The sequence below is a fragment of the Bacillus sp. KNSH39 genome (assembly GCF_052656585.1).
Genome location: NZ_JBQXYO010000001.1, coordinates 5,399,548 through 5,420,941, shown reverse-complemented (window position 1 = coordinate 5,420,941; position 21,394 = coordinate 5,399,548). Strand labels below are relative to the sequence as shown.

23 protein-coding genes and 1 other RNA gene are annotated in these 21,394 nt (G+C 35.5%); 4 read left to right on the top strand and 20 right to left on the bottom strand.

Annotated features, from left to right (window positions below; genetic code table 11):
* Positions 1–17: 17 nt before the first annotated feature.
* The 10 genes from ACUL40_RS27915 to ACUL40_RS27870 form a co-directional block, all read right to left on the bottom strand.
* The gene (locus ACUL40_RS27915; protein WP_000386779.1) at positions 18–491 is read right to left on the bottom strand and encodes a GNAT family N-acetyltransferase; all 474 of its coding nucleotides are present in this window, start codon (positions 489–491) and stop codon (positions 18–20) included.
* Between the two features lie 47 nt (positions 492–538).
* Entirely contained in the window at positions 539–2,056 is a 1,518-nt protein-coding gene (ypwA, locus tag ACUL40_RS27910) for a carboxypeptidase (RefSeq protein WP_445423042.1), read from the bottom strand.
* A 101-nt stretch (positions 2,057–2,157) separates the two neighbouring features.
* Complete coding sequence (locus ACUL40_RS27905; RefSeq protein WP_000493709.1) at positions 2,158–4,095, bottom strand: ATP-dependent DNA helicase; 1,938 nt, start codon at positions 4,093–4,095, stop codon at positions 2,158–2,160.
* A 139-nt stretch (positions 4,096–4,234) separates the two neighbouring features.
* Positions 4,235–4,417 (bottom strand): DUF3921 domain-containing protein, encoded by a 183-nt coding sequence (locus tag ACUL40_RS27900; RefSeq protein WP_000368570.1) that lies wholly within the window; start codon positions 4,415–4,417, stop codon positions 4,235–4,237.
* Between the two features lie 61 nt (positions 4,418–4,478).
* Complete coding sequence (locus tag ACUL40_RS27895) at positions 4,479–5,618, bottom strand: THUMP domain-containing class I SAM-dependent RNA methyltransferase (RefSeq protein WP_000521224.1); 1,140 nt, start codon at positions 5,616–5,618, stop codon at positions 4,479–4,481.
* 180 nt (positions 5,619–5,798) lie between these two features.
* Positions 5,799–6,189, bottom strand: an RNA gene (gene rnpB, locus ACUL40_RS27890) — RNase P RNA component class B.
* An 86-nt stretch (positions 6,190–6,275) separates the two neighbouring features.
* Positions 6,276–6,611 (bottom strand): cell division regulator GpsB, encoded by a 336-nt coding sequence (gene gpsB, locus ACUL40_RS27885; protein WP_000622431.1) that lies wholly within the window; start codon positions 6,609–6,611, stop codon positions 6,276–6,278.
* Between the two features lie 97 nt (positions 6,612–6,708).
* A complete protein-coding gene (locus ACUL40_RS27880) occupies positions 6,709–7,263 on the bottom strand; it encodes a DUF1273 domain-containing protein (protein ID WP_000862909.1) in 555 nt (184 codons plus the stop codon).
* A 56-nt stretch (positions 7,264–7,319) separates the two neighbouring features.
* Positions 7,320–7,748: a CotD family spore coat protein gene (locus ACUL40_RS27875; protein ID WP_000546270.1), complete on the bottom strand. Its 429-nt coding sequence runs from the start codon at positions 7,746–7,748 to the stop codon at positions 7,320–7,322.
* A 155-nt stretch (positions 7,749–7,903) separates the two neighbouring features.
* The gene (locus tag ACUL40_RS27870) at positions 7,904–8,467 is read right to left on the bottom strand and encodes a YppG family protein (RefSeq protein WP_016122190.1); all 564 of its coding nucleotides are present in this window, start codon (positions 8,465–8,467) and stop codon (positions 7,904–7,906) included.
* A 177-nt stretch (positions 8,468–8,644) separates the two neighbouring features.
* Here ACUL40_RS27870 and ACUL40_RS27865 point away from each other — a divergent pair, with 177 nt between their 5' ends.
* Positions 8,645–8,836, top strand: a complete 192-nt coding sequence (locus ACUL40_RS27865) for a YppF family protein (RefSeq protein WP_000242652.1) — start codon at positions 8,645–8,647, stop codon at positions 8,834–8,836.
* Positions 8,837–8,862: 26 nt separating this feature from the next.
* On the opposite strand, the gene ACUL40_RS27860 is transcribed toward ACUL40_RS27865, so the two are convergent.
* Both ACUL40_RS27860 and ACUL40_RS27855 read right to left on the bottom strand, forming a co-directional pair.
* Positions 8,863–9,207 (bottom strand): YppE family protein, encoded by a 345-nt coding sequence (locus ACUL40_RS27860; RefSeq protein WP_000786939.1) that lies wholly within the window; start codon positions 9,205–9,207, stop codon positions 8,863–8,865.
* A gap of 15 nt (positions 9,208–9,222) precedes the next feature.
* Positions 9,223–9,465 carry a hypothetical protein gene (locus ACUL40_RS27855; protein WP_001252036.1) on the bottom strand — a complete coding sequence of 81 codons (243 nt, stop codon included), beginning with the start codon at positions 9,463–9,465 and terminating at the stop codon, positions 9,223–9,225.
* Positions 9,466–9,550: 85 nt separating this feature from the next.
* Here ACUL40_RS27855 and ACUL40_RS27850 point away from each other — a divergent pair, with 85 nt between their 5' ends.
* Positions 9,551–9,730, top strand: a complete 180-nt coding sequence (locus tag ACUL40_RS27850; protein ID WP_001987054.1) for a hypothetical protein — start codon at positions 9,551–9,553, stop codon at positions 9,728–9,730.
* 151 nt (positions 9,731–9,881) lie between these two features.
* On the opposite strand, the gene ACUL40_RS27845 is transcribed toward ACUL40_RS27850, so the two are convergent.
* Positions 9,882–10,907 (bottom strand): DUF2515 domain-containing protein, encoded by a 1,026-nt coding sequence (locus ACUL40_RS27845; RefSeq protein WP_065212119.1) that lies wholly within the window; start codon positions 10,905–10,907, stop codon positions 9,882–9,884.
* A 103-nt stretch (positions 10,908–11,010) separates the two neighbouring features.
* Between ACUL40_RS27845 and recU the strand changes: the two genes are divergently transcribed.
* Positions 11,011–11,613 (top strand): Holliday junction resolvase RecU, encoded by a 603-nt coding sequence (gene recU, locus ACUL40_RS27840; protein WP_000155598.1) that lies wholly within the window; start codon positions 11,011–11,013, stop codon positions 11,611–11,613.
* Between the two features lie 66 nt (positions 11,614–11,679).
* Positions 11,680–14,373 (top strand): PBP1A family penicillin-binding protein, encoded by a 2,694-nt coding sequence (locus ACUL40_RS27835; RefSeq protein WP_001283092.1) that lies wholly within the window; start codon positions 11,680–11,682, stop codon positions 14,371–14,373.
* Between the two features lie 26 nt (positions 14,374–14,399).
* Here the strand turns inward: ACUL40_RS27835 and ACUL40_RS27830 are convergent, their stop codons facing one another.
* The 7 genes from ACUL40_RS27830 to dinG form a co-directional block, all read right to left on the bottom strand.
* Positions 14,400–14,918 carry a YpoC family protein gene (locus ACUL40_RS27830; protein WP_000442650.1) on the bottom strand — a complete coding sequence of 173 codons (519 nt, stop codon included), beginning with the start codon at positions 14,916–14,918 and terminating at the stop codon, positions 14,400–14,402.
* A 3-nt stretch (positions 14,919–14,921) separates the two neighbouring features.
* On the bottom strand, positions 14,922–15,569 hold the full coding sequence (gene nth, locus ACUL40_RS27825; RefSeq protein ID WP_000933030.1) for an endonuclease III: 648 nt from the start codon (positions 15,567–15,569) through the stop codon (positions 14,922–14,924).
* A 15-nt stretch (positions 15,570–15,584) separates the two neighbouring features.
* Entirely contained in the window at positions 15,585–16,292 is a 708-nt protein-coding gene (gene dnaD, locus ACUL40_RS27820; RefSeq protein ID WP_000728542.1) for a DNA replication protein DnaD, read from the bottom strand.
* Between the two features lie 120 nt (positions 16,293–16,412).
* Positions 16,413–17,600, bottom strand: a complete 1,188-nt coding sequence (gene aspB / locus ACUL40_RS27815) for an aspartate transaminase AspB (RefSeq protein ID WP_000761560.1) — start codon at positions 17,598–17,600, stop codon at positions 16,413–16,415.
* A gap of 18 nt (positions 17,601–17,618) precedes the next feature.
* A complete protein-coding gene (locus ACUL40_RS27810; protein ID WP_000758739.1) occupies positions 17,619–18,122 on the bottom strand; it encodes a cell wall elongation regulator TseB-like domain-containing protein in 504 nt (167 codons plus the stop codon).
* 7 nt (positions 18,123–18,129) lie between these two features.
* Positions 18,130–18,300 (bottom strand): YpmA family protein, encoded by a 171-nt coding sequence (locus ACUL40_RS27805; RefSeq protein WP_000412179.1) that lies wholly within the window; start codon positions 18,298–18,300, stop codon positions 18,130–18,132.
* Positions 18,301–18,550: 250 nt separating this feature from the next.
* Positions 18,551–21,355, bottom strand: a complete 2,805-nt coding sequence (gene dinG / locus ACUL40_RS27800; RefSeq protein ID WP_065212120.1) for an ATP-dependent DNA helicase DinG — start codon at positions 21,353–21,355, stop codon at positions 18,551–18,553.
* Positions 21,356–21,394 lie beyond the last annotated feature (39 nt).

Here is a 21,394-nt window from a genome sequence, read left to right as displayed (position 1 = left end):
CAAGATTCTTCTGTTTTTTAATCATTTTTACATATATAATTCATTTTCAAAAACTCAAAACAACTACCATTTGTTTTCTGTATAAACGTTCCAACTACTTCAAATCCTGCCCTTTTATACACTTTAATCGCTCTCTCATTAAATATAGCTACTGATAGTGTTATATACTTGCATCCATATTTTTCTTTACTAAAAGCTAGTATAGCGTTTAAGAACTGTAAACCAAATCCGTTCCCAGTTATATTAGGTCTCATTCCAAGACCAATATCAACCGTTCCGTCATTTATTTTACAAACAGTAAAATAACCAATGAGAGTGCCATTTTCCTTCACAGAAAATGTATGATTTCCTCTACTTTCATCATGTAAAAATTCAGCTAAATCTTCTTCATCTGCCTCTATATCGTAAAAGGAATATTTCCCTTCATAATGCCAGTTGTATGCAATTTCTTCTGCTTCTTCTTGCGTCATTACTGTATATGTATAGTCCATTCTCCCATCCCCCTTTAAAAAAGAGCTGCAATTAAGCAGCTCTTTTTTTACAACTCATAAATCTCTTTATATTTCGCTTCTAAATAATCGGCTAAGTAGTTTGCATTTAAGCCTTCACCTGTTACATCTTCTAAAATTTCAAGCGGCTTTTTCGTTTTACCATATTGGTGAATATGTTCTGTTAACCATTCACGAATCGGTGTTACGTTTCCTTCTTCTAATAATGCATCAAAGTTCGGAATGTCTTTTAACATTCTTTGCTTAAATTGCGCTGCATACATGTAACCAAGCGCATAAGATGGGAAGTATCCAAATGAGCCACCAGCCCAGTGAACATCTTGCAATACACCTTGTGCATCATTTTCCGGACGAATTCCTAAATATGCTTCCATCTTATCATTCCAAGCTGCTGGTAAGTCCTTCACTTGTAATGTACCATCAAATAATTCTTTCTCTAATTCATAACGCACCATAACATGAAGCGGGTATGTAAGCTCATCTGCTTCTATACGAATGAATGACGGCTTCGATTCGTTAATTGCATCATAAAATTCATCGACTGACATATCATCAAATTGACCATTGCTATACTCTTTTAATAAATCATAATTTTTCTTCCAGAATGATTTATTACGGCCGATAAAGTTCTCAAAGAATAATGATTGTGATTCGTGAATACCCATAGATGTACCACTGCAAAGTGGTGTACCTTCAAATTGTTCTGCAATATTTTGTTCATATACTGCATGACCACATTCATGAATCGTTCCAAAAACAGCCATACGAAAATCTTTTTCATCATAGCGTGTCGTAATACGAACATCCCCTCTATTTAATGTAATTTCGAAAGGATGCACTGTTTCATCAAGACGACCTGCTTCAAAGTCATAATCCAATTGCTTTAATAGTTCTAATGTAAAGTTCTTTTGTTTTTCTTTTGAAAATTGTTCCGATAAAGCACTTGTTTTTAATCCTTTTTTAGACTCAGAGATTTCTTTTACAAGCGGCACGATACGCTCACGAAGTTGACCAAATACGTGATCTAAAACTTCTACTGTAATACCTGGCTCATACATGTCTAATAATGTATTATATTTATATGTTTCATAACCCCAATATGTAATAAATTTCTTTTTAAATTCAACAATTTTTTCTAAGTATGGGCGGAACATTTCGAAATCAGATTTTTCACGAGCTTCTTCCCACACATTCTCTGCTTTCGCTTCTAATTTCACATAAGCCTCATATTCAGCTTGTGGAATTTTTTTATTTCTATCATATTCTTTCCGACACTCTTCAACCATTTTCTTCGTTGTTTCAGAAAGTTTATCTTCACGTATTAAAGCTTCAAGCTCTGTTAAATAGTTTCCCATCTCATCTGAAGTCGACATAGCAAACACTTCTGACGAAAGCATACCAATTACTTCTGAACGCTGATCTACACCTTTTTTGGGTGCACCTGTTCTTAAATCCCAAAACATTAAACTTAATGCTTCTCCGTAATTTTGTATCTTCTTCACGTATGTTAAAAATTGTTTTTCTACTTCATATGTAGCAACTGTCATCGTATAAAAGCCTCCTTTTTCTACCTCAAATTTAATTCGACACAGAAACATAAATTCCTTTTATAATAGAAAAAAAGCTTGGCAAGCGCCAAGCTTTCTCCTTATAATTCTTTACCTTCTACTGGCAGTACATTTTTCACAGCTGCAACTACTTTCTCATCTTCTGAATCAGACAAGAAAATTGATATAGCACCTTTATCTTCACTTGTACGAATTAAACGCCCAATTCCTTGACGAAGTCGTAAAATCATATATGGTACATCTACATCCCAGAATGGATCATTTACGTGCTTACGTTTCGCTTCAAACACAGGATCGTTTGGAGGGAATGGTAAAGACCAAATAATAACGTGCGATAATGATGAACCAGGAATATCTAAACCTTCCCATAAATGAACCGCACAAAGTACAGTCTCTTCTTCATTTTGGAAACGAGAAACGAGCTGGCTAATTTCCTGATCTCCTTCATATAAGAACGGAACCGACATTTGCTCTTTACTTACATACTCTTTGAACGCTGCAAGCTCTTGCGTTGTACGGAATAATACAAGCGTACGTCCATTTGTTTTTTGTATATTTTCAAGTGTATATTGACACTTTCTTTCCCATTCATTTTCTTTCGTATGTGATAGTAAGTTTACTGTCATTTGCTCTTCGTAATCAAACGGTGAAGCAACTGAGAATGACAAGTAATCTTTTACCCCTAGGCTATTAGCTGTGAAAGCGAATGAATCGTTGTTCGATAATGTCGCAGAAGAGAAAATATACGGTATTTTCTTCGAGAATACTTTCTCTTGTAACACTTCTTCAACTGCACGCGGCATAATAACTAACGTGAAGGCACCATCACCTTCTTCACCCCAAGTAATTACATTTTTCTCGTGCATGAACAGACGAAGTGAATGTTCTAATACATCTAAATGCTCATCAACAATATTTAAATCATACGTGTTTACTGTATGCATTTCACTTTCGAATACTAATGCATCTCCAACTTCACCGATTTTTGCATAAAGTCGTTTCGCTTCAGCTGTTACTTTTTCTGTCACAGTAATTTCTAGACGATCAGAACCGGCAATTTCCTTTTTATTCTCTTGTAACACATCAAAGAATCGTTCAGTTTGCCAAATTGTTTCTTCTACTAAATGTGCAAACTCCTCACGAATATCGTTTTGTAGCAATCTCGTTAATAGTTGCTCCATCATCGTTTGCTTTAAACGGTATGTTAAAGCTTTTTGAGCTGCATATTCTACAAGATGTCCTTCATCGAATACAACGCAGCTACTTTCTGGTAATAATGGAATTTGCCCTTCACGCTTACGAGCATCGTACGTCCAAATATGATCCATATAGAAATCTTGAGAACAAATAATTAAATCTGCTGCTTTACGATAATGTTCACGAGAAAGAGTTTGTCCACAACGATGACGAGAATCACAAGTAAAGCAATCTTGGAAGTAATCCCAATTTACTTTTGACCATTCTTCGTCATTTAAAAGTGGAAATTCTTTTCTGTCACCATAGTGAGTAAAGTTTTGCATCGTACCATGATCGAATACAAACTGTGGTAACTCGTAATATACGTCTTCAATTACTTCTGGAGCTCGTCCACTCATAACATCTTCAAGTTTACGTAAGCATAAATAATTATCCATTGATTTTGCAAGCCTTACATCAACAGATAGCCCTAATGCTTCAGATAACTTAGCGATGTCCCCTTCTTCTTTCACAAGCTGCTCAATTAACGTTTCATCTGCACAAGCAATAATAGCTGGTTTCCCAGTATAACGCGCGTAACAAATTGCATATAGAAGATATACAATTGTTTTCCCTGTTCCTACACCAGCTTCTGCGAACATAACTTTCTTTTCTTGGAAAGCGCGTTCTAACTGAAACGCCATAAAAATTTGTTCATCACGCTCTTCAAAGCCTTTTTCCGGAAGGATGTCGTAAAACACATCTCCAATCCACTCATTCAACTTATCATAAAAATTATCTTGTTTTCCTACTTCAAATGGTAATCTCTTCTCAGTAAACATCCTTAGCCTCCAACCAAAAAGTTTTTCTATAAAAAGATAATAGCAACTGCTACGCATATGTGTGCAGCCACTTTCCCCTGTTGCAATACATAGAAATTCACGAAAAAAAATTTTCCTTTCGAAAAAGGAAAATTTTCTTCTATATTAATGACTTTAAATACCGTTTATCAATCGCTGTTTCATGTGAAAGAGCTGACAAATATTCTTCTTGTGCTTTTTGTATTTCATCTACAATCGCACCTTGACTATCCACTTCTTTTCCGAGCTCATCATACGTACGGTGAATAGCTTTTTGAATCATTGATAATTGAAAATTATCCATATGACTTCCTCCTTTACGCATTACATAATAGCCAGTATATGCGCGCTAGAGGAGTTTTATACTATGAATTACGAGGTGGACGTTTTCCGAAGTATTGGTAGTAATCTGTACGGATAAATCCGTTAAACAGCTTACGCTTCTTCGACGCATCTTTTCCGTAACACTTCTCAAATGCTTCGTAGCTTGTTAATACATACGCTGACCATGTATCTAATGGGCGGAATACTTGTCCCATTTCTTTATACAGTTGTTCAACGAGTGCTTTTTCACTTAAACGTTCTCCGTATGGAGGATTCGTTACAACGTAGCCATAATCCTCTTTTGTTGTGAAATCTTTTACTTGCATTTGTTTAAATGTAATTAAATCGCCTAAGCCTACTTCTTCTGCGTTATCTTGAGCAACTCGAATCATACGATGATCAATATCTGATCCAATGATTTGTAATCGTTGATCATAGTTCGCTAAATCTTCAGCTTCTTGACGAGCTTCACGCCAGTTTTGTTTCCCTACCCAGCCCCACTCGTCAGATGCGAAACCACGGTTAAATCCTGGTGCAATGTTTTGTCCAATTAATGCTGCTTCAATCGGAATTGTACCTGATCCACAGAATGGATCAACAAATGGACGATCTGGCTTCCAGTTTGTTAATTTAATTAAAGACGCAGCTAATGTTTCTTTTAACGGAGCTTCCCCTTGATCCATACGGTATCCACGTTTATGAAGCCCAACACCGCTCGCATCAATTGTTAATGTTGCAATATCCTTGAGCATTGCAATCTCGATACGGAATAACGGACCATCTTCTTCAAACCAAGTTGTACGTTTATATGTTGTTTTTAATTTTTCAACGACAGCTTTTTTAACGATACGTTGGCAATCCGAAACACTGAATAATTCAGATTTTAAAGATTTACCGATAACAGGGAATTCACCATTCTCTGGAATATAATCTCCCCAGTTTAATGCTTTTGTTTTTTCAAATAGCTCATCAAATGTCGTTGCTTTAAATTCGCCAACTTTAATTTTTACACGGTCCGCAGTACGTAACCATAAGTTCGTACGACAAATCGCCTTTTCATCTGCTTCAAATGTTACTTTGCTGTTTTCTACTTGACATTCATAACCAAGATCGCGAACTTCTCGGGCAACTAACGCTTCAATACCCATTGCCGCTGTTGCAATTAAAGTAACTTTTCCCATTTGCATTCACCTCTTATGTATATTCAAACAATAATTAATAGCAATTGGTCCTATTAATTATTACATTTTACGAAAAATTTTCTCATTAACCATTTTAACTCATACTTTATAACTTCATACAAATAAAAAGCCCTCCTCTAACAAAGGAGAGCTGAGTTATTTCATAGTTGGTTCATAACGTTCTGTAAGCCATGTTCTGTTCCTTTGTACTACAAACGGCCCACGCCTCGTACTCCGGTGGCAATCATCTATCTACAGGTTATAAAACCTGTCCTTTCCCGTCGTTCATTTCCTTGGAAAAGATTCCCCTACCATTATTTGGGTTTCTCGCTCGTGGGGTTTACCTCGTTCCACTCCTATCATTTCTTCAAGGACTTCGTCACTGTGGCACTTTAAAGGTAGTCAAACCATATCCGAAAGGACTTAGGTTTTTTCCCTGCCGTTAAACCAGCCTTACAGCCAGAATACCCTAGCTTATGAATTGGCTAGGCACGAACACTACAGCCATCTCAGGCCGTGCGAGCATGGACTTTCCTCTACAACGTTGGCGTTGCAGCGATTACCCAAACGTTATGACATCCATTAGTATAGTGGAAACAAAAAGATTTTGCAACGTTTTTTTCTATGTAAAATGCTTAAACCTTTTCCCACCTTACATCATTCGTATAACTTACTTCCAAATACAGCTTTTTCTAAGTTAGATAAGCGTTTTAAAATATCCGTATTCGTGTTGTTATAAACCGGTTGTGCAACTGGTGTTTGTACAGGTTGTTGTGGAACTTGCGTTACTGCTAGTTTTTGTTCCTCTAATTCACGCTTTAAACGAGCATTTTGTTGCTTTAATTGCTCAAACTCTTTGTGGAAAGCTTCATAGTCTTTAATGATCATATCAAGAAACTTGTCTACTTCTTCTTGCTGATAACCTCTCATACCTGTTTTAAATTCTTTTTCTAAAATATCTTTCGCTGTTAATTTAATTTTATCCGAAATCATTTTCTTCACCTCAAATTTTTACCAAAACTTTCATTAACTAAATTTTTTCAGAAACAATGCTTTTTGTCAATCATATATACGAGTACTATATTACATATTACTCTGCATTATTCCACTGTTCCTCTTCTATTATATCTTGTAAATCAGAAAAAAGAATGAAATAACTGTGATAATTTTCTATTTCTCCTTTTTTCTTTGCTGATTCTACAATATATTTGGGACTTCCTGTTTTTTCTTCATCGTATACCGCTAAAAGCGCATCACTTTTTTCAATAAAAAATTGATTTTTTAATTTAAATTGCTCTGGGCTTTCATACTTCCGTTTCGTGATACTATCAACATGGTCTGCTTGAGAAAGAATAAATTCGTAATATTCACGATTATCTTCTTTCCAATTTTCTTCTTGTTCTAAAAACGGAGTGAATACCGCTAATTTTAAATCAGGATATTCTACTTGCATTTCAAAAACAACTTCAGCAGCCCATAATTCTACACCTAATTGGCCGCTTATTATAACCCATTCTAAACCATCTTCTACAAAAGTGATTAATTTACGGTGTAATGCTTTCTTTATACACTCCACTCCTGGATGATCATTTTTAAATATTCCAAGTTCAAATGGCTTATATCCTGTTACTGCAATAACTTTCATATCAACACTCCAATTACAAAAAAAGAACTAGCATTTCGCTAGTTCTAACATATCATTTACTTTTTAAATATTCCACCAACGTTTGGTCCGATATTTGGACCTACTGGTGATACATTGTTTGGTAAAAACGGTGATACATTTGGTCCTGGTCCAAACGGTGATACATTCGGTCCTGGCCCAAATGGAGATATTTGATGACCGTGGTGATGATGATGATGACCATGGCCACACGGTCCACATCCGCCACCGAATCCTGGGTCGATTGGGTCCACAACATTTACATTTGAATTTGTTTGCGGGAAGAAGTTTTGGTTTTTAATTTGTTGATGATGTACATGTGTTGTATGTGTTGGGAAAATGTGTGGCACCACCGTTGTTGAAAAAGAGTGTGTTACGCATTGTTTCGTCGGATGAATGACAGGAGCAGTCGTACAAATAGGTCCTGTAGGCTTATGCCCTCCAAAGCAAGGATGACAATGATGCATAGTTTTTTCTCTCCTCTCTCGTTAAAAAAATCTGATTACACTTTACAGTATGAGAAAAGAGAGAAAGCCGTTTGTTATATATACCCATTTATTACAAGGAAATTTGTCTAGTCCTTTATTTCATTTACATTGTTTTTATAGACAATCCTTCAACATCACTTACCAAAAAAGCCTCCAACTTGCTTTACAATACCTGTCACTTGATTCATCGCATTCATCATTTGTCCAGCTGTATTCATCATTTTATTTACATCATAGTTACCATCTGATGTTTTAAATTGAGAAACAAAACTAGAAAACTGACTTGGCTGTTGTTGCTTTTGCTTACCCTGCGTCGGGTACGGTTGTTTTGGTGGATAAAACATCGCTTGTTGATTAGCATACGGAGATGGTGGTGGCATATAATATTGCGAATTCATATAAGGCTGCTGCTGTGGTTGATTCATGTATGGTTGCTGAGCTTGTGATTGTTGAGCTTGATTCACATAAGGTTGCTGCTGTTGTGGTTGTTGAGCTTGATTCACATAAGGTTGCTGCTGTTGTGGTTGTTGAGCTTGATTCATAAAGGACACTTCAAACGGTTGATAATAATTTTGATTTCCATAATAAGGCTCGAAAGGATACATATTATACCGTAAATATGTATCCGTATTATATTGGTACATATTTTGCTGTGCATATGGATTCGTTTGCTGATATAAGTTAGGTTGTTGAAACATGCATTCTCTCCTCCTTCACATAAGTTTCTACATATATAATATGTACCTATAAAATAATATGTGTGATGGAGTATCTGTCTATTTTTGTCGGAAGTTTAAATTTTTAAAAAATTAAAAAAGAAAACCCTTCCATGCTATGATAATGAAGAAGAAGATTCTCATGGGGGAGGAATCAACATGGTATTAGGGGATTTAAAACAAGCGTTTTCTCAAAAAAAGGGGTATTGCACAGAGAATGCAAATGAATTATTAGACTTTGCGAGACATTGGTATCTCGAAGGAAAAATATGCATATCAGATTATCGAACATTAATAAAAGAATTAGAAATAAACGGCGCAACAAAACCTACAACAATGACAGAAGCATAAAAATAACAAGAGGGCTCTCCCTCTTGTTATTTACATTGCTCAACTATATTTTGCAAAGTATACGAAATGGCTTGGTGTGTTTCAAAGAATCGTTTACCTTTACCTTTATTTACAAAGCATTGCAACACATTCGTTTGTAAATTATCATATACTTGATCAATTTGCTGTACATGTATATATTTTGGCTTTTCTTCTTTAATCCACTTATAAGCTAATTCTTTCCACTTCTTTAATTCCTCATCTACCATATCTACAAACGGTTTCATATCCTTATAAAAGTCGTATTCGGTTAGTTCTCTCTTTTTTACATTCGCTTCATTATTATACTGCATGAGTTTTTCTGAAGACTGTATTAATGCTTCATTCTTCATTTCTTTCCCACCTTATTATGCACTCACTACGACGTTTTGAAATGTCTTTACCCAATTCCCTTTCTCTTCGTGATGCACTAATTTATTTTCCATATGTTCAATATGCATTTCTGTTATTTCTATCTTATTGCATATTTTTTCACTCGCATCCTTTAATGCATGATTCATTCTAATCCCTATATTCATTTCCAGCAAATCGAGAGAACTTAACATTTGATCCATTTTTTTCATTACATCTTCCTTCTGAACCATCGCCATATACAAAACGCCTCCTTCTTTGCTTTTCCTTTGTCATGTAATTTCGCCGAATGATTCACCACTCCTGCCCACATGACAAAACTAGTTGTTATTCGTCAAAGAAATCATTTCGTATGTCATTTATAGAAATGGTAACAATACAAAAAGGAGGTGTATTACAATGGCAAAGAACAAAAATGAAAAAAAGAAAAACCAAAACAAACAACAAAATAAACCCGAGACTGGCAATCCAAAGCTAGATGGTCCAAACTTCCCTGCTACATAAAGCGAGACTTTATTACGAACAGTTAAATTTCAAGTCACCCTTAATCTCCTACTAGCATTACGTTTTGAGATTAAAGTTGTAGCACACATAGCAGGATTGTTTCAAATTAAGAAGTCCCGTCTTCAAAATGGAAGACGGGACTTCTTTTTTATTATATCATGAACTCATCCATCCTTTTAGCAAAACGATTTGCGATAGATAGCCTATAGATTTGTTCTCTCTTTCTTCTATACCATTCTGTTATATTAACTTCCCCTTTAGGTTCTTCAGGTACAAATAGCACATTCATTTTCATATTTGCACAAAACCAATCTCTCATTTTTATTTCTTCATGTAAAATAACAGGATAAATTTCTCTAAGTGTTGGCGTATAAGACTTTCGAGTTTCCTTTGCGTAAACTTCATAATCTTCTCTAGACCCAGTATGTGTAGTTTGCAATGCAAACTTATAAAACGAACCATTATAAATTGGATGAAACAATAACCATGCTAATTTTTTTCCTAGTTCTATGCGCTGTTGTAACGTTTCAAATTGATAAACCGAAAATCCATACATTCTCCCTTCAATTGTTGGGAAGATAACTGCACTAATATGAAGTCTTTCTTGTACTTTAAAAAGCGCAGTATGGAATACATGTTTTTTAAAATATGTGTTCTCAATGACTGGTTTTTGAATTTTATTTTGTTCATTTATAATAAGCGCTGTCATAAGCCTATTCATATCTCTTCTTTTCCAGAAAAGTAACCATTCTTTTTCCATAAAAATTGATACGTTGAAATATTGCAACAAATGAAAGAGAGGTGCACGTCTCTTCTTACTTTCCTCATACAATAATAGCTGAGGAAATGCATCTAAAAAAATAATCCAATTAGCCTGTTCGTACAGAATAAATAAATGTTTTTTTACCGTTCTAGGTAAAACAGTAGCATAATATCTCCCTTCTAAATCAGTCATATTCCAGCCCGCATTTCTCGAAACCATACTCGCTAAAAAGGCCCACCTGATTTCACTATTTCTTAAATAATATTCTTGATAAGATTGTGTCCGAGAAATATTGTCCACATTAGCTATTTCTGTTTTCTTTTTAATATTGTGAATGATTGCTTTTTCTTCCTCTGTACAAAAATTTTTTTCTCGATTTTGTTTCATTTTCATATAATCATTCCATGTAAACATAAATAAGTCATCATACCTTTCATCAAAAAGGTCACATCTTTTTTCATTTTTTGATATAATCACCTTTGTAAGTAATTCTTAGCAAGTTGGGGGTGGACACACTATGACCATTCGTTACCCAAATGGAAAAAGGTATAATCAAGCTTCACAACCTCAAAAAACACCTATAAAAACACATACTTATAGTAATAGAGGTATGTCCCTTGAAGAGGAATTGAATGAAACAAATCAATATTACTTAACCCATAATATTGCATGTGTACATAAAAAGCCTACACCTCTTCAAATTGTAAAAGTAGATTACCCCGCTCGAAGTGCTGCAGTGGTAAAAGAAGCGTATTTTAAACAACCTTCTACAACAGATTACAACGGTGTATACAAAGGGAAATACATCGATTTTGAAGCAAAGGAAACAAAAAATAAAACTAGTTTCCCACTTCAAAACTTCCACCTTCATCAAATTGAACATATGAAGCAAGTGGTTGCTCATAATGGAATTGCATTTGTTATTATTAAATTTACACTTTTTGATGAATTTTATTTACTAGATGCAAAACATATTATTGCATTTTGGAATCGTCAAAATACTGGTGGACGCAAGTCGATTACGAAAGAAGAAATAGAAGAGCATGGATCCTTATTATCATGCGGTTATCACCCTCGGATTGACTATATCCGTGTACTAGACATGGTTTATTTTTCGTGATAGAGTCATCACTAAGGCTCTTTTTTCGACTTTTGGGGGAGAGAATGAAAGGTAGGAGAAAGTATAATGTCAGATAATTATCGTTCTCGTACAGAACGAAATCATGTGAAAAATCAAGAGAAAAAAACACATAAAGAAGAAAAACCAAAGAAAAAAGGCTCCTTTTTCAAGAAATTTCTTATAGGTTGTCTACTTCTTGGTATCGTTGGTCTTGTAGCCGGCGTTTCCGCTTTCTTTGTTATGGTAAAGGATGCTCCAAAATTAGACAAAGCCAAACTTGTTAATCCTTTATCAACAAAGTTTCTTGATAAAAACGGGAATTTCTTCTATGAATACGGTGCTGAAAAACGAACACACGTTACTTATGATCAAATTCCAAAAGTAGTTGAAAATGCATTCCTTGCAACTGAGGATTCGCGTTTCTATGATCATAATGGAATTGATTTTAAACGAACTACAAAAGCAGTTATGGAAAATGTCACTGGTGGTTTCGGTTCCCAAGGTGGTAGTACGATTACACAGCAAGTCGTTAAAAACTACTTTCTAACGATGGACAAAACTGCTAAAAGAAAAGTACAAGAATGGTACTTATCTTACAAATTAGAGCAACAATACTCTAAACATGAGATTTTAGAAATGTACTTAAATAAGATTAATTTAGGTAACCGTTCATACGGTATTGCGACAGCAGCGCAAAAATATTATGGTAAAGATTTAAAAGACTTGCAATTACATGAAGCTGCTATGCTCGCTGGTTTACCCCAAGGTCCAAACATTTATGATCCAACAAAAAAGGAAAATGTTGAACGAGCAACAAATCGTCGTAATGTCGTATTATCATTAATGAATCGACATGGTTATATAACAAAAGAAGAAATGAATAACGCCGTTAAGATCCCAGTAACTGAGGGCCTTCAACCGTCTTCAGAAGTAACTGAGATGAAGTATCAAGCATTTTTAGATGCGGTTGTAAAAGAAGTTGAAAAAGAATATCCTGATGTAAATATCGGTTCAGATGGTTTAACGATTCATACAACACTTGATCAAGATGCTCAAGATTACGCTGAAAAAATTATGGATGGTAATCTTATTAAGTATCCAAACGATCAATTCCAAGGATCATTCGTATTTATGGATACACAATCTGGAGAAGTTCGAGCAATTGGTGCTGGACGTAAAGAAAATAAGTCCACTTTCAAAGGTCATAATATGGCAACTGATTTAAAACGCCAAGTTGGTTCAACAATGAAACCAATTTTCGACTACGGTCCAGCGATTGAGAATCTTCAATGGTCTACTTACCATCAATTAAATGACTCTGAATATACTTATTCGGATGGCACAAAGATTAAAAATGCTACAGGGAGTTTTAAAGGTGACGTTTCACTTCGTGAAGCATTGAAGAAGTCATTAAATATCCCGGCTTTAAAGACAGCTCAAACAGTTGGACTTAATAAATCAAAAGAGTTTGCTGAAGGTTTAGGCATGACATTTGAAAATGGAGTACATGAATCTACTGCAATTGGTAGTAACGATAGTTCTCCATTAGCAGTAGCAGGTGCATATGCAACCTTCGGTAATAGTGGTAACTATAATAAACCACACTTCGTAAAAGAAGTAACCTTCCCGGACGGGAAAAAGAAAAGCTTTAAACCGAAAGAACAACGCGCTATGCAAGACTATACAGCTTACATGGTAACTGACGTTCTTCGTGACGTAGTAAAACCTGGTTCTGGTGGTACAGGACCAACAGCATATGTTTCAGGTGTTGACGTAGCGGGTAAAACTGGAACGCAAAACTTTGATGCAAAAGATTTAAAGAAATACGGCATTCCAGCTGATGCAAACAGGGATAGCTGGTTCGCTGGATATACACCACAATATACGATGGCTGTATGGACTGGTTACGTAAAGAATGGTCCAGAAAACTACATTAGTGATCGTTATACTAAAATTGCACAGCAAATGTTCCAAGTAATGATGAGCAAATTCGCTACAGATAAATCACGCTTTGAACGTCCTTCTTCTGTACAAGAAATAAACGGAGAGTTATACGTAAAAGGTGCGAAAAAAGATGCAATTAAACAAATTAAAGTAGATGCCCCTAGTGGTCTGAATGTCACTTTTGATGGCGCTAGCACAGTTACACTAAACTGGTCTGGACCAGCAGAAGTTGATGCATATGCAGCCAGCTATAAAGCAACTGACGGTTCAAGTGGTAGCCTATCAATAAGTGGTACGACAGCTACTCTTGGTGGTATTAAACCAGGTGTTACTTACAGCTTCTCTGTAGTAGCGAAAAAAGGTACTGGCACAAGCCCAGCAGTTGGTGCATCCTTCACTGCGCCTGGCGGAACTCCAGATGCAAAAAAAGCTGAAGAAGAGGCTAAGAAAAAGGCCGATGAAGAAGCTAAGAAAAAAGCTGATGAGGAAGCCCAGAAAAAGGCTAATGAAGATAAAGTAAAACAAGACGAAGCTAAGAAAAAGGCTGAAGAAGAGGCTAAGAAACAACAAGAACAACAGCAAGAACAACAACGTAAACAGCAAGAAGAAGCTCAAAAGAAAGCTGATGAGGAAGCTAGAAGGAAAGCTGAAGAAGAAGCTAAGAAAAAAGCTGAAGAAGAAGCTAAGAAGAAAGCTGAAGAAGAGGCCAAGAAAAAAGCTGAAGAAGAGGCTAAGAAACAACAAGAACAGCAACACCAAAATACCGGAGGAGATACACCTCACGCAGACGGTGCTGTTGTTACAACAGAGTCCTAATATACAAAAAAAGAAGTCCGTTTCTCTTAACGAGAAGCGGACTTCTTTTTTGTTATCATTTTCTTTACATACAGCTTTTCTATTTCGATATACAACTGCGCTAATTGAATATAAGAATGATAATTACTCGGTTTCTTTATAATGAATGAATATCTTTCCATAAAATTAACAGGTTGCACTTTTAATTTATTCGTATTTATTTGCATTTCATTCAAACTATGAACAGGTTGTTCATTTAGCCAATAGACAACCGATAACAAGTGAGCTGCAAAAAGAATCATTGGTCCCTCAGCCTCTTGCTTATTTCTATTTCGAAACAGTATAGCAATGTCTTCATGCTTATTTTTCCATACATTCAACATCGCTGGAATGCTGTTTTCAATTTCCTTCCACGGCTCATACTGTCTTTCAATATCAAATATAAAGTAAGTATTTTGTATTATCTCTTCAAAAGAATTGTCTGTATGATACTTAATTAAATTTACACTTTCTTTAAAAAATGGTAAACAGTGAAATTCTTTCGGTATTTCTATAACTCGCTCCATCCTTTATTTCACCTTCATTCGCTTCTTTCCTTCACGACATACTTCTAACAGTCTGCACTCCTCACATTGCGGTCGTTGTGCTTTACAGTGATAACGTCCAAAGAAAATCATACGATGATGTGTAACTCCCCACTCATCCATCGGTACTTTCTTCATTAATGTTTTTTCTACTTCTAACACCGAATCTTTCCATCTACAAATCGCTAACCGTTTACTCACTCTTTCTACATGCGTATCAACAGCAATTGCCGGGATGCCATACGCTACCGAAACAACTACATTTGCTGTTTTTCTCCCTACTCCTGGTAATTTCGTCAACTCGTCACGGTCTTCTGGAACTTTTCCATTGTAATCATCCAGCAACATCTGACACAATTTTTGAATGTTTTTTGCTTTATTTCTATACAACCCAATAGAACGTATATCTTGTTGTAACTCTTCCAAAGATACACTTAAATAATCTTCTGGTGTTTTATATTTTTGAAATAAATTTTTCGTCACTTTATTTACAAGTGCATCTGTACATTGTGCAGATAGTGCCACCGCGATTACTAATTCAAAAGGATTCTCATGAATTAATTCACAATGTGCTTCTGGATACATATCCGCCATTGTGTCTAAACAATAGCGAATTTGCGTTTTATTTAACATATACTTCCTCCTATATTACTGCTCCAACCAATTATAAAAAGGCACTTTTCCAGTAAATTTCGTCTCTTGTTTTGTCATTTGTTGTGCTCTTTGTTGATTCGCTCTAAATTTTTGACCTTGATTTTGAGCCTGATCTACCGTTTTAATTCCATTCTTTTTCCACTCAAATAAAATACGATCAATATATCGGAAATTTAGTTTTCCACTCATTACAGCTTCTCTAAGAGCCGCTTGAATTAAATTTGGATGATGTTGATCTTGGTCCTCCCACATTCCTAACGTTTCACATTCGAACGGCGAAAGTGGTCTTCCAAATTCTTTTTCAAATACTGTATATAAATTTACTTGCAGCTGTTTTTTTTCTTTTTGCTCTTCCTCTATTGATTCATCCATTAAGAAATGTAATATTTTTTCCCATAACGGTTGTAAAGAATAACTTTCGCACATCATCGCTTCTGATCTTTGTCCACCTTCTAGCGATAAAAACCCTTTTTGAATCAATGCTTGAATTACTTCCATACATTTCATTTCCGTTATCGTCATCCGTTCAGAAATCTCTGATGGAGTCGGAAACGAATTACCTGATTCTAAAAATGTGTGTACATGAAGTACGACCATAAATTCCGTCTCATTTAAACCTAATTTTTTATAATGCATCATAAGTAATTTTGGAATTGCAATGCTTCCCTGCTCAAACCACTGTAACATCATTTTCTTTTTCATCACCAAACACCTCGCTCTCTAGTATAACACACCTTTAGCTATTTCTTTTTGCCACAATTCGTCAAAAAAACCTCCCTATTAATGGGGAGGTTTTTTATATTACATGAATGAAATATAAAATTAAGCTTGCACTTTACTTTTCATAAATGTATGGATACGCTCTAATGCTTTCTCTACTTGTTCAAGAGATGTCGCATATGATAAGCGAACATTATTTGGAGCACCAAATCCTGTACCTGGTACAAGAGCCACTTTTTCCTCTTCTAATAGAGCTTTTGCCCAATCATCAACTGTTGCATATCCTGATAAAGCTACAGCTTCTTTTACGTTAGGGAATAAGTAAAATGCACCTTGCGGTTTAATGCAAGTAAAGCCAGGGATTTGAATTAATTTATCATAAATGATGTTTAATCTCTCTTCAAAGGCTTGACGCATTGTTTCCACAGGTTCTTGTGAGCCTGCATATGCCGCAATTGCGCCGTATTGAGCGATTGAAGTAGGGTTTGACGTACTATGACTCGCTAAGTTCGTCATCGCTTTAATAAGCTGCTTATTTCCTGCAGCATATCCAATACGCCATCCTGTCATAGAATGAGATTTAGATACACCATTAATAATAAGTGTTTGTTCTTTTAATGCATTAGAAAGCTGGGCAATTGAAGTATATTCTACGCCACCATAAATTAATTTTTCATAAATTTCATCAGAAACGATTAAAATATCATGTTCTAAACATACTTCTCCAAGCTGTTGTAATTCTTCTTTGCTATAAATCATTCCTGTTGGATTGCTCGGTGAATTAATAATAACTGCTTTCGTTTTCTCTGTAATTGCCTCACGCAGCTGCTTTGCTGTAATTTTGTACTCATTGTCTTCTAAACCTTCTACATAAACCGGCTTACCGCCAGCAAGCTTTACTTGCTCTGGATAGCTTACCCAGTAAGGAGTTGGGATGATAACTTCATCTCCCTCATCAAGTAATACTTGGAATAATGTATACAATGCATGCTTTGCACCATTACATACAATAATTTCAGATGGATCATACGCAATACCTTGATCGCGAGTAAATTTCTTCACAATTTCTTGTTTTAACGATTGTAATCCACCTGTTGGTGTATACTTCGTATGCCCTTCTAACATCGCTTTATGTGCAGCATCCATAATATGCTCTGGTGTATTAAAGTCAGGTTCCCCTGCCCCTAATGCAATTACATCATGACCCTCTGCTTTTAATGCTTGTGCCTTTGCTGTAATTTCTAAAGTTGAAGACGGTGTTAAAGCAGCTACTCGCTTTGCTAATTTCATTTGTAGTTCCCCCTACATCTATTTTTCAATGCTATATCGTCTTAAAAATTTTCCATCTTTAAATTCAAGATAGTAATAACTATAACGATTGTCATCATCAATATATGTAACTTCCCATAGTGGTACATCATTTTCAAAGCCTAATTTCACTTTCATAATCTCTTTCGGCTTACTTTTTGATTCCTTACTTTCATTGCCGACTTGCTCTATTGTTCTTTGTATAGCCTCTTTTTCAGAAATACCTTCGCTCTTTTTCCTTACTACAGTATCCCCTTTTTTCTCAGGCACCCAAACGATAAGTTGTTCTCCCTTTTCATCTGTACCTTGCACGACTATATATGCAGATTTTCCGTTGTAATAATCAACAGATTTCACCTTTGTAAGCTTTGCTTTTTCTTTAGCAATTTCTACAAATTTCGACTCTTTTGGAATTTTCTTTCCCATCGCTTTATTATAAACATACGCCCCATATATTCCGCTAGCAACGATAACAATAATGATTGCAAAGATCCACTTTTTCATTGTATCACTACGTTCTGTAAATCGTAAATACAGCTGTTTCTTTATCTTTTTCGTCTAATGCTAGTCCGAACATGAGGTCCTGCTCTTTTAACGTACGATTTAAACTATCAACAATTTTATACAAATCCGACGAATATTTAATACGCGTCGTTGATAGTACTTCGATTTTCTTCTCCATGAAAAAACTCCTCCGTTACACAAAAATTTCTAATTATAGAAGAACGCAATGCGGTTACAATAAGAGTACATTCTTTACAACCCCTGCTTCATCACCCATCTATTATAGCAGGACATGTACAGCAAAAAAAGGTTTCAAGTCGAAAACCAACACATTTTGTATACAAGAAGTAAGAAAAATAAAATTCCTCCTACCCACATTTTTTACGCCTGAAGTTTATAAGTACTTCAGGCGTATTTTTCTTCCATTTTTATTCATTTGGTGGTTCTTCTAATTGTACTAACAATTCTTCTAATGGCCCTTCATAAAGAGGTACGTTAGGAATCGATTGTAGAAATCGTTTTCCATAGGAAGAACTCGTCAAACGACGATCTAACACTACTACCGTTCCTGTATCTGTATTCGTTCGAATTAAGCGGCCGAATCCTTGTTTGAAACGTAATATTGCTTGTGGAAGCGCTAATTTAGCAAATACATCTTCACCTTGATTTTTTAGCCACTCACCCTTCGCTTCCATCATCGGCTGATGAGGAGGTGTAAATGGTAGACGGACTATAACAAGACAACTTAAGGCATCTCCTGGAATATCTATTCCTTCCCAGAAACTGCTCGTCCCTAATAAAATTGATTTGTCGAATTCTTGAAACTTTCGAATTAAGCGGCTTCGACTTCTATTATTCACACTTTGGGTCAGTAATAAATACCCCTCTAATTCATCATTATTTTTTAAATTCGCATACGCTTCTTTTAACATTTCATACGAAGTGAATAAAACGAGCATTCTGCCTTTTGTGGCTTTCGCTATCTTTGCAATATGTTCCGATACAGATTCAATATATCGCTCATTACTTACTTGCTTAATAAAAGGTACATCCGTTGACACCATTAATTTCATCTGTTCATCATAACGAAATGGCGACGGAACCTTTAAAGTATTTGGAGCGAAATCATGTAAACCAAGTTCCTCTTTTATATAATCAAACGTATCGTTAACTGTTAGTGTTGCGGATGTAAAAATAACACTCTTTTTTTCTGTTAAAAATTCATCAGCAAATCTTTCACCAATATGAACAGGCTGTGCATATAGAACTGTTGAATGAATCGTCCCTTTCGTTTCAGTCTCCATCCAAGTTACATACGAATTCTTTTCTAATACGAGTAACTGTAATGATTCTGCCATCTTTCTCAGCAACTCAATTAAATGCATAAATTCACCTGTTACAACATGCATCTCCCATTCTAACTTACTTTGCAATATATCCACTTGCTTCTCAAGAGCAGTTACTACCCTTCTTAATTCATATATAAAACGATTTGTTAATTCGACGATACTATCCCACAACTTACCTTTTTCTAGTTCTGCGTTATACCTATAGATGAGCGGCATATTATTCGTTCCTTGCTCTTGCTTTGTTTGTTTAAATATAAAAGTACGTAACATTTGGAAGAGTTCATCCGCATCAAACTTAAGTTCCTTCAAACTATAACTTATCATACGGAAAGTTGAACGAGATGCTTGCTCTGATTTTTTCATCATTTTATATACTTTGGAGAGTACATCTTCTGTTTCTAGTGTCCCAAGACGAGATATAACCAATTGAAAATACATACAAGAGAACTGTTCACCCAATGTTCTACTCGCGGCTTCTTCAATATGGTGAGCTTCATCAAAAATAATATGTTCGCATGAAGCAAACAACGGTTCTTCACTTGAAAAATCTTGAAATAATAACGCATGATTTGTAATAACGATATCTGCAAATAAAGCTTTATTCTTCGCTCGCTGGTAAAAACAACGACTAAACCAATTACTTTGCATACCGCCTGGACTATACGCATCGCTACAAATACGATTCCAAAGTAACTTTCCGCCCTCAGGAATATTTAATTCGTCTCGATCACCTGTTTCAGTTTGCAATAGCCAAACTAAAATCTTCGCCTTTGTAAGTGCCATATCATAATTTTTTTCTTCCTCTTGCAAAGCATACTCAAATTTATGTAAGCATAAATAATGCTTTCTTCCTTTTAGAAGAGCTACCTCAAATGAAAATGGCATTATTTTTTGTAATAACGGAATTTCTTTTTCTAATATTTGTTGTTGGAGTTGTACCGTTTGTGTACTTATAATGACAGGTTCTTCTTTTCTCTTTGCAAAATAAAGACTAGGAAGCAAATAAGCGAGAGTCTTTCCTGTTCCTGTACCGGCTTCAATTAGTGAAAAACGAGAATCTCTTAACGCCGTATATATCTCTTTCATCATCAGTTGTTGACTTTCTCTTCTTTCAAACTTTGGCATATGTGATTCCAATTTATCCATCGTTTTATTCAAGAAAGCATCAAACTTTGATGAACACGTTTCTCCAAGGTTTAAGGAATAGTTCCGCTTTTTCAGCGCAATATTTCGATGTATTTCATACTCCGCTATATCTTCTTTACCGTGCATTACTTTCTTTAAAATATTTTCAGAAAGCACATCAGCTATATCGCTTTGGAACACATCACTTAATTCATAAAGCGATTGCAACGTGACAAGTGGTAACTTTTCAATTTCATTTAAAAATTGTAAAAATAATTCCGCTGTTGCAAGAGCATCACTATCCGCACGATGTGGTTGATCGTGCTCTAGTTCATGCTTCTTAGCTAAATCACGTAATTTATAACTATCGGCTGTCGGCAAAAGAATTTGAGCCAATTCAACCGTGTCGATTTTCGGACAATGTATTTCTGTATATCCAGCTTGCCTTAATTCTTCATTTAAAAAATTCCAATCAAAGTGAACATTATGCGCAACGAAAGCCGCACCTTGTAATAGCTCAACAATCATCGGGGCTACATCTTGAAATAACGGGGCTTGTTTTACAAGACTTTCATCAATCCCTGTTAATTCTGTAATAAATGGTGGGATCTCTCTCTTTGGATTAACAAAAGACGAAAAAATCTCCAATATCTCTCCATCTTCTACTACAACAGCTGCAATTTGGGTAATTTTATCCTTCCCATCTTTCCAGGAGTTCCCTGTCGTCTCTAAATCAACAACGACATAACGCTTACTCATATATGTAACACCTCAATTTCTTACCTTTCAAACAACAAT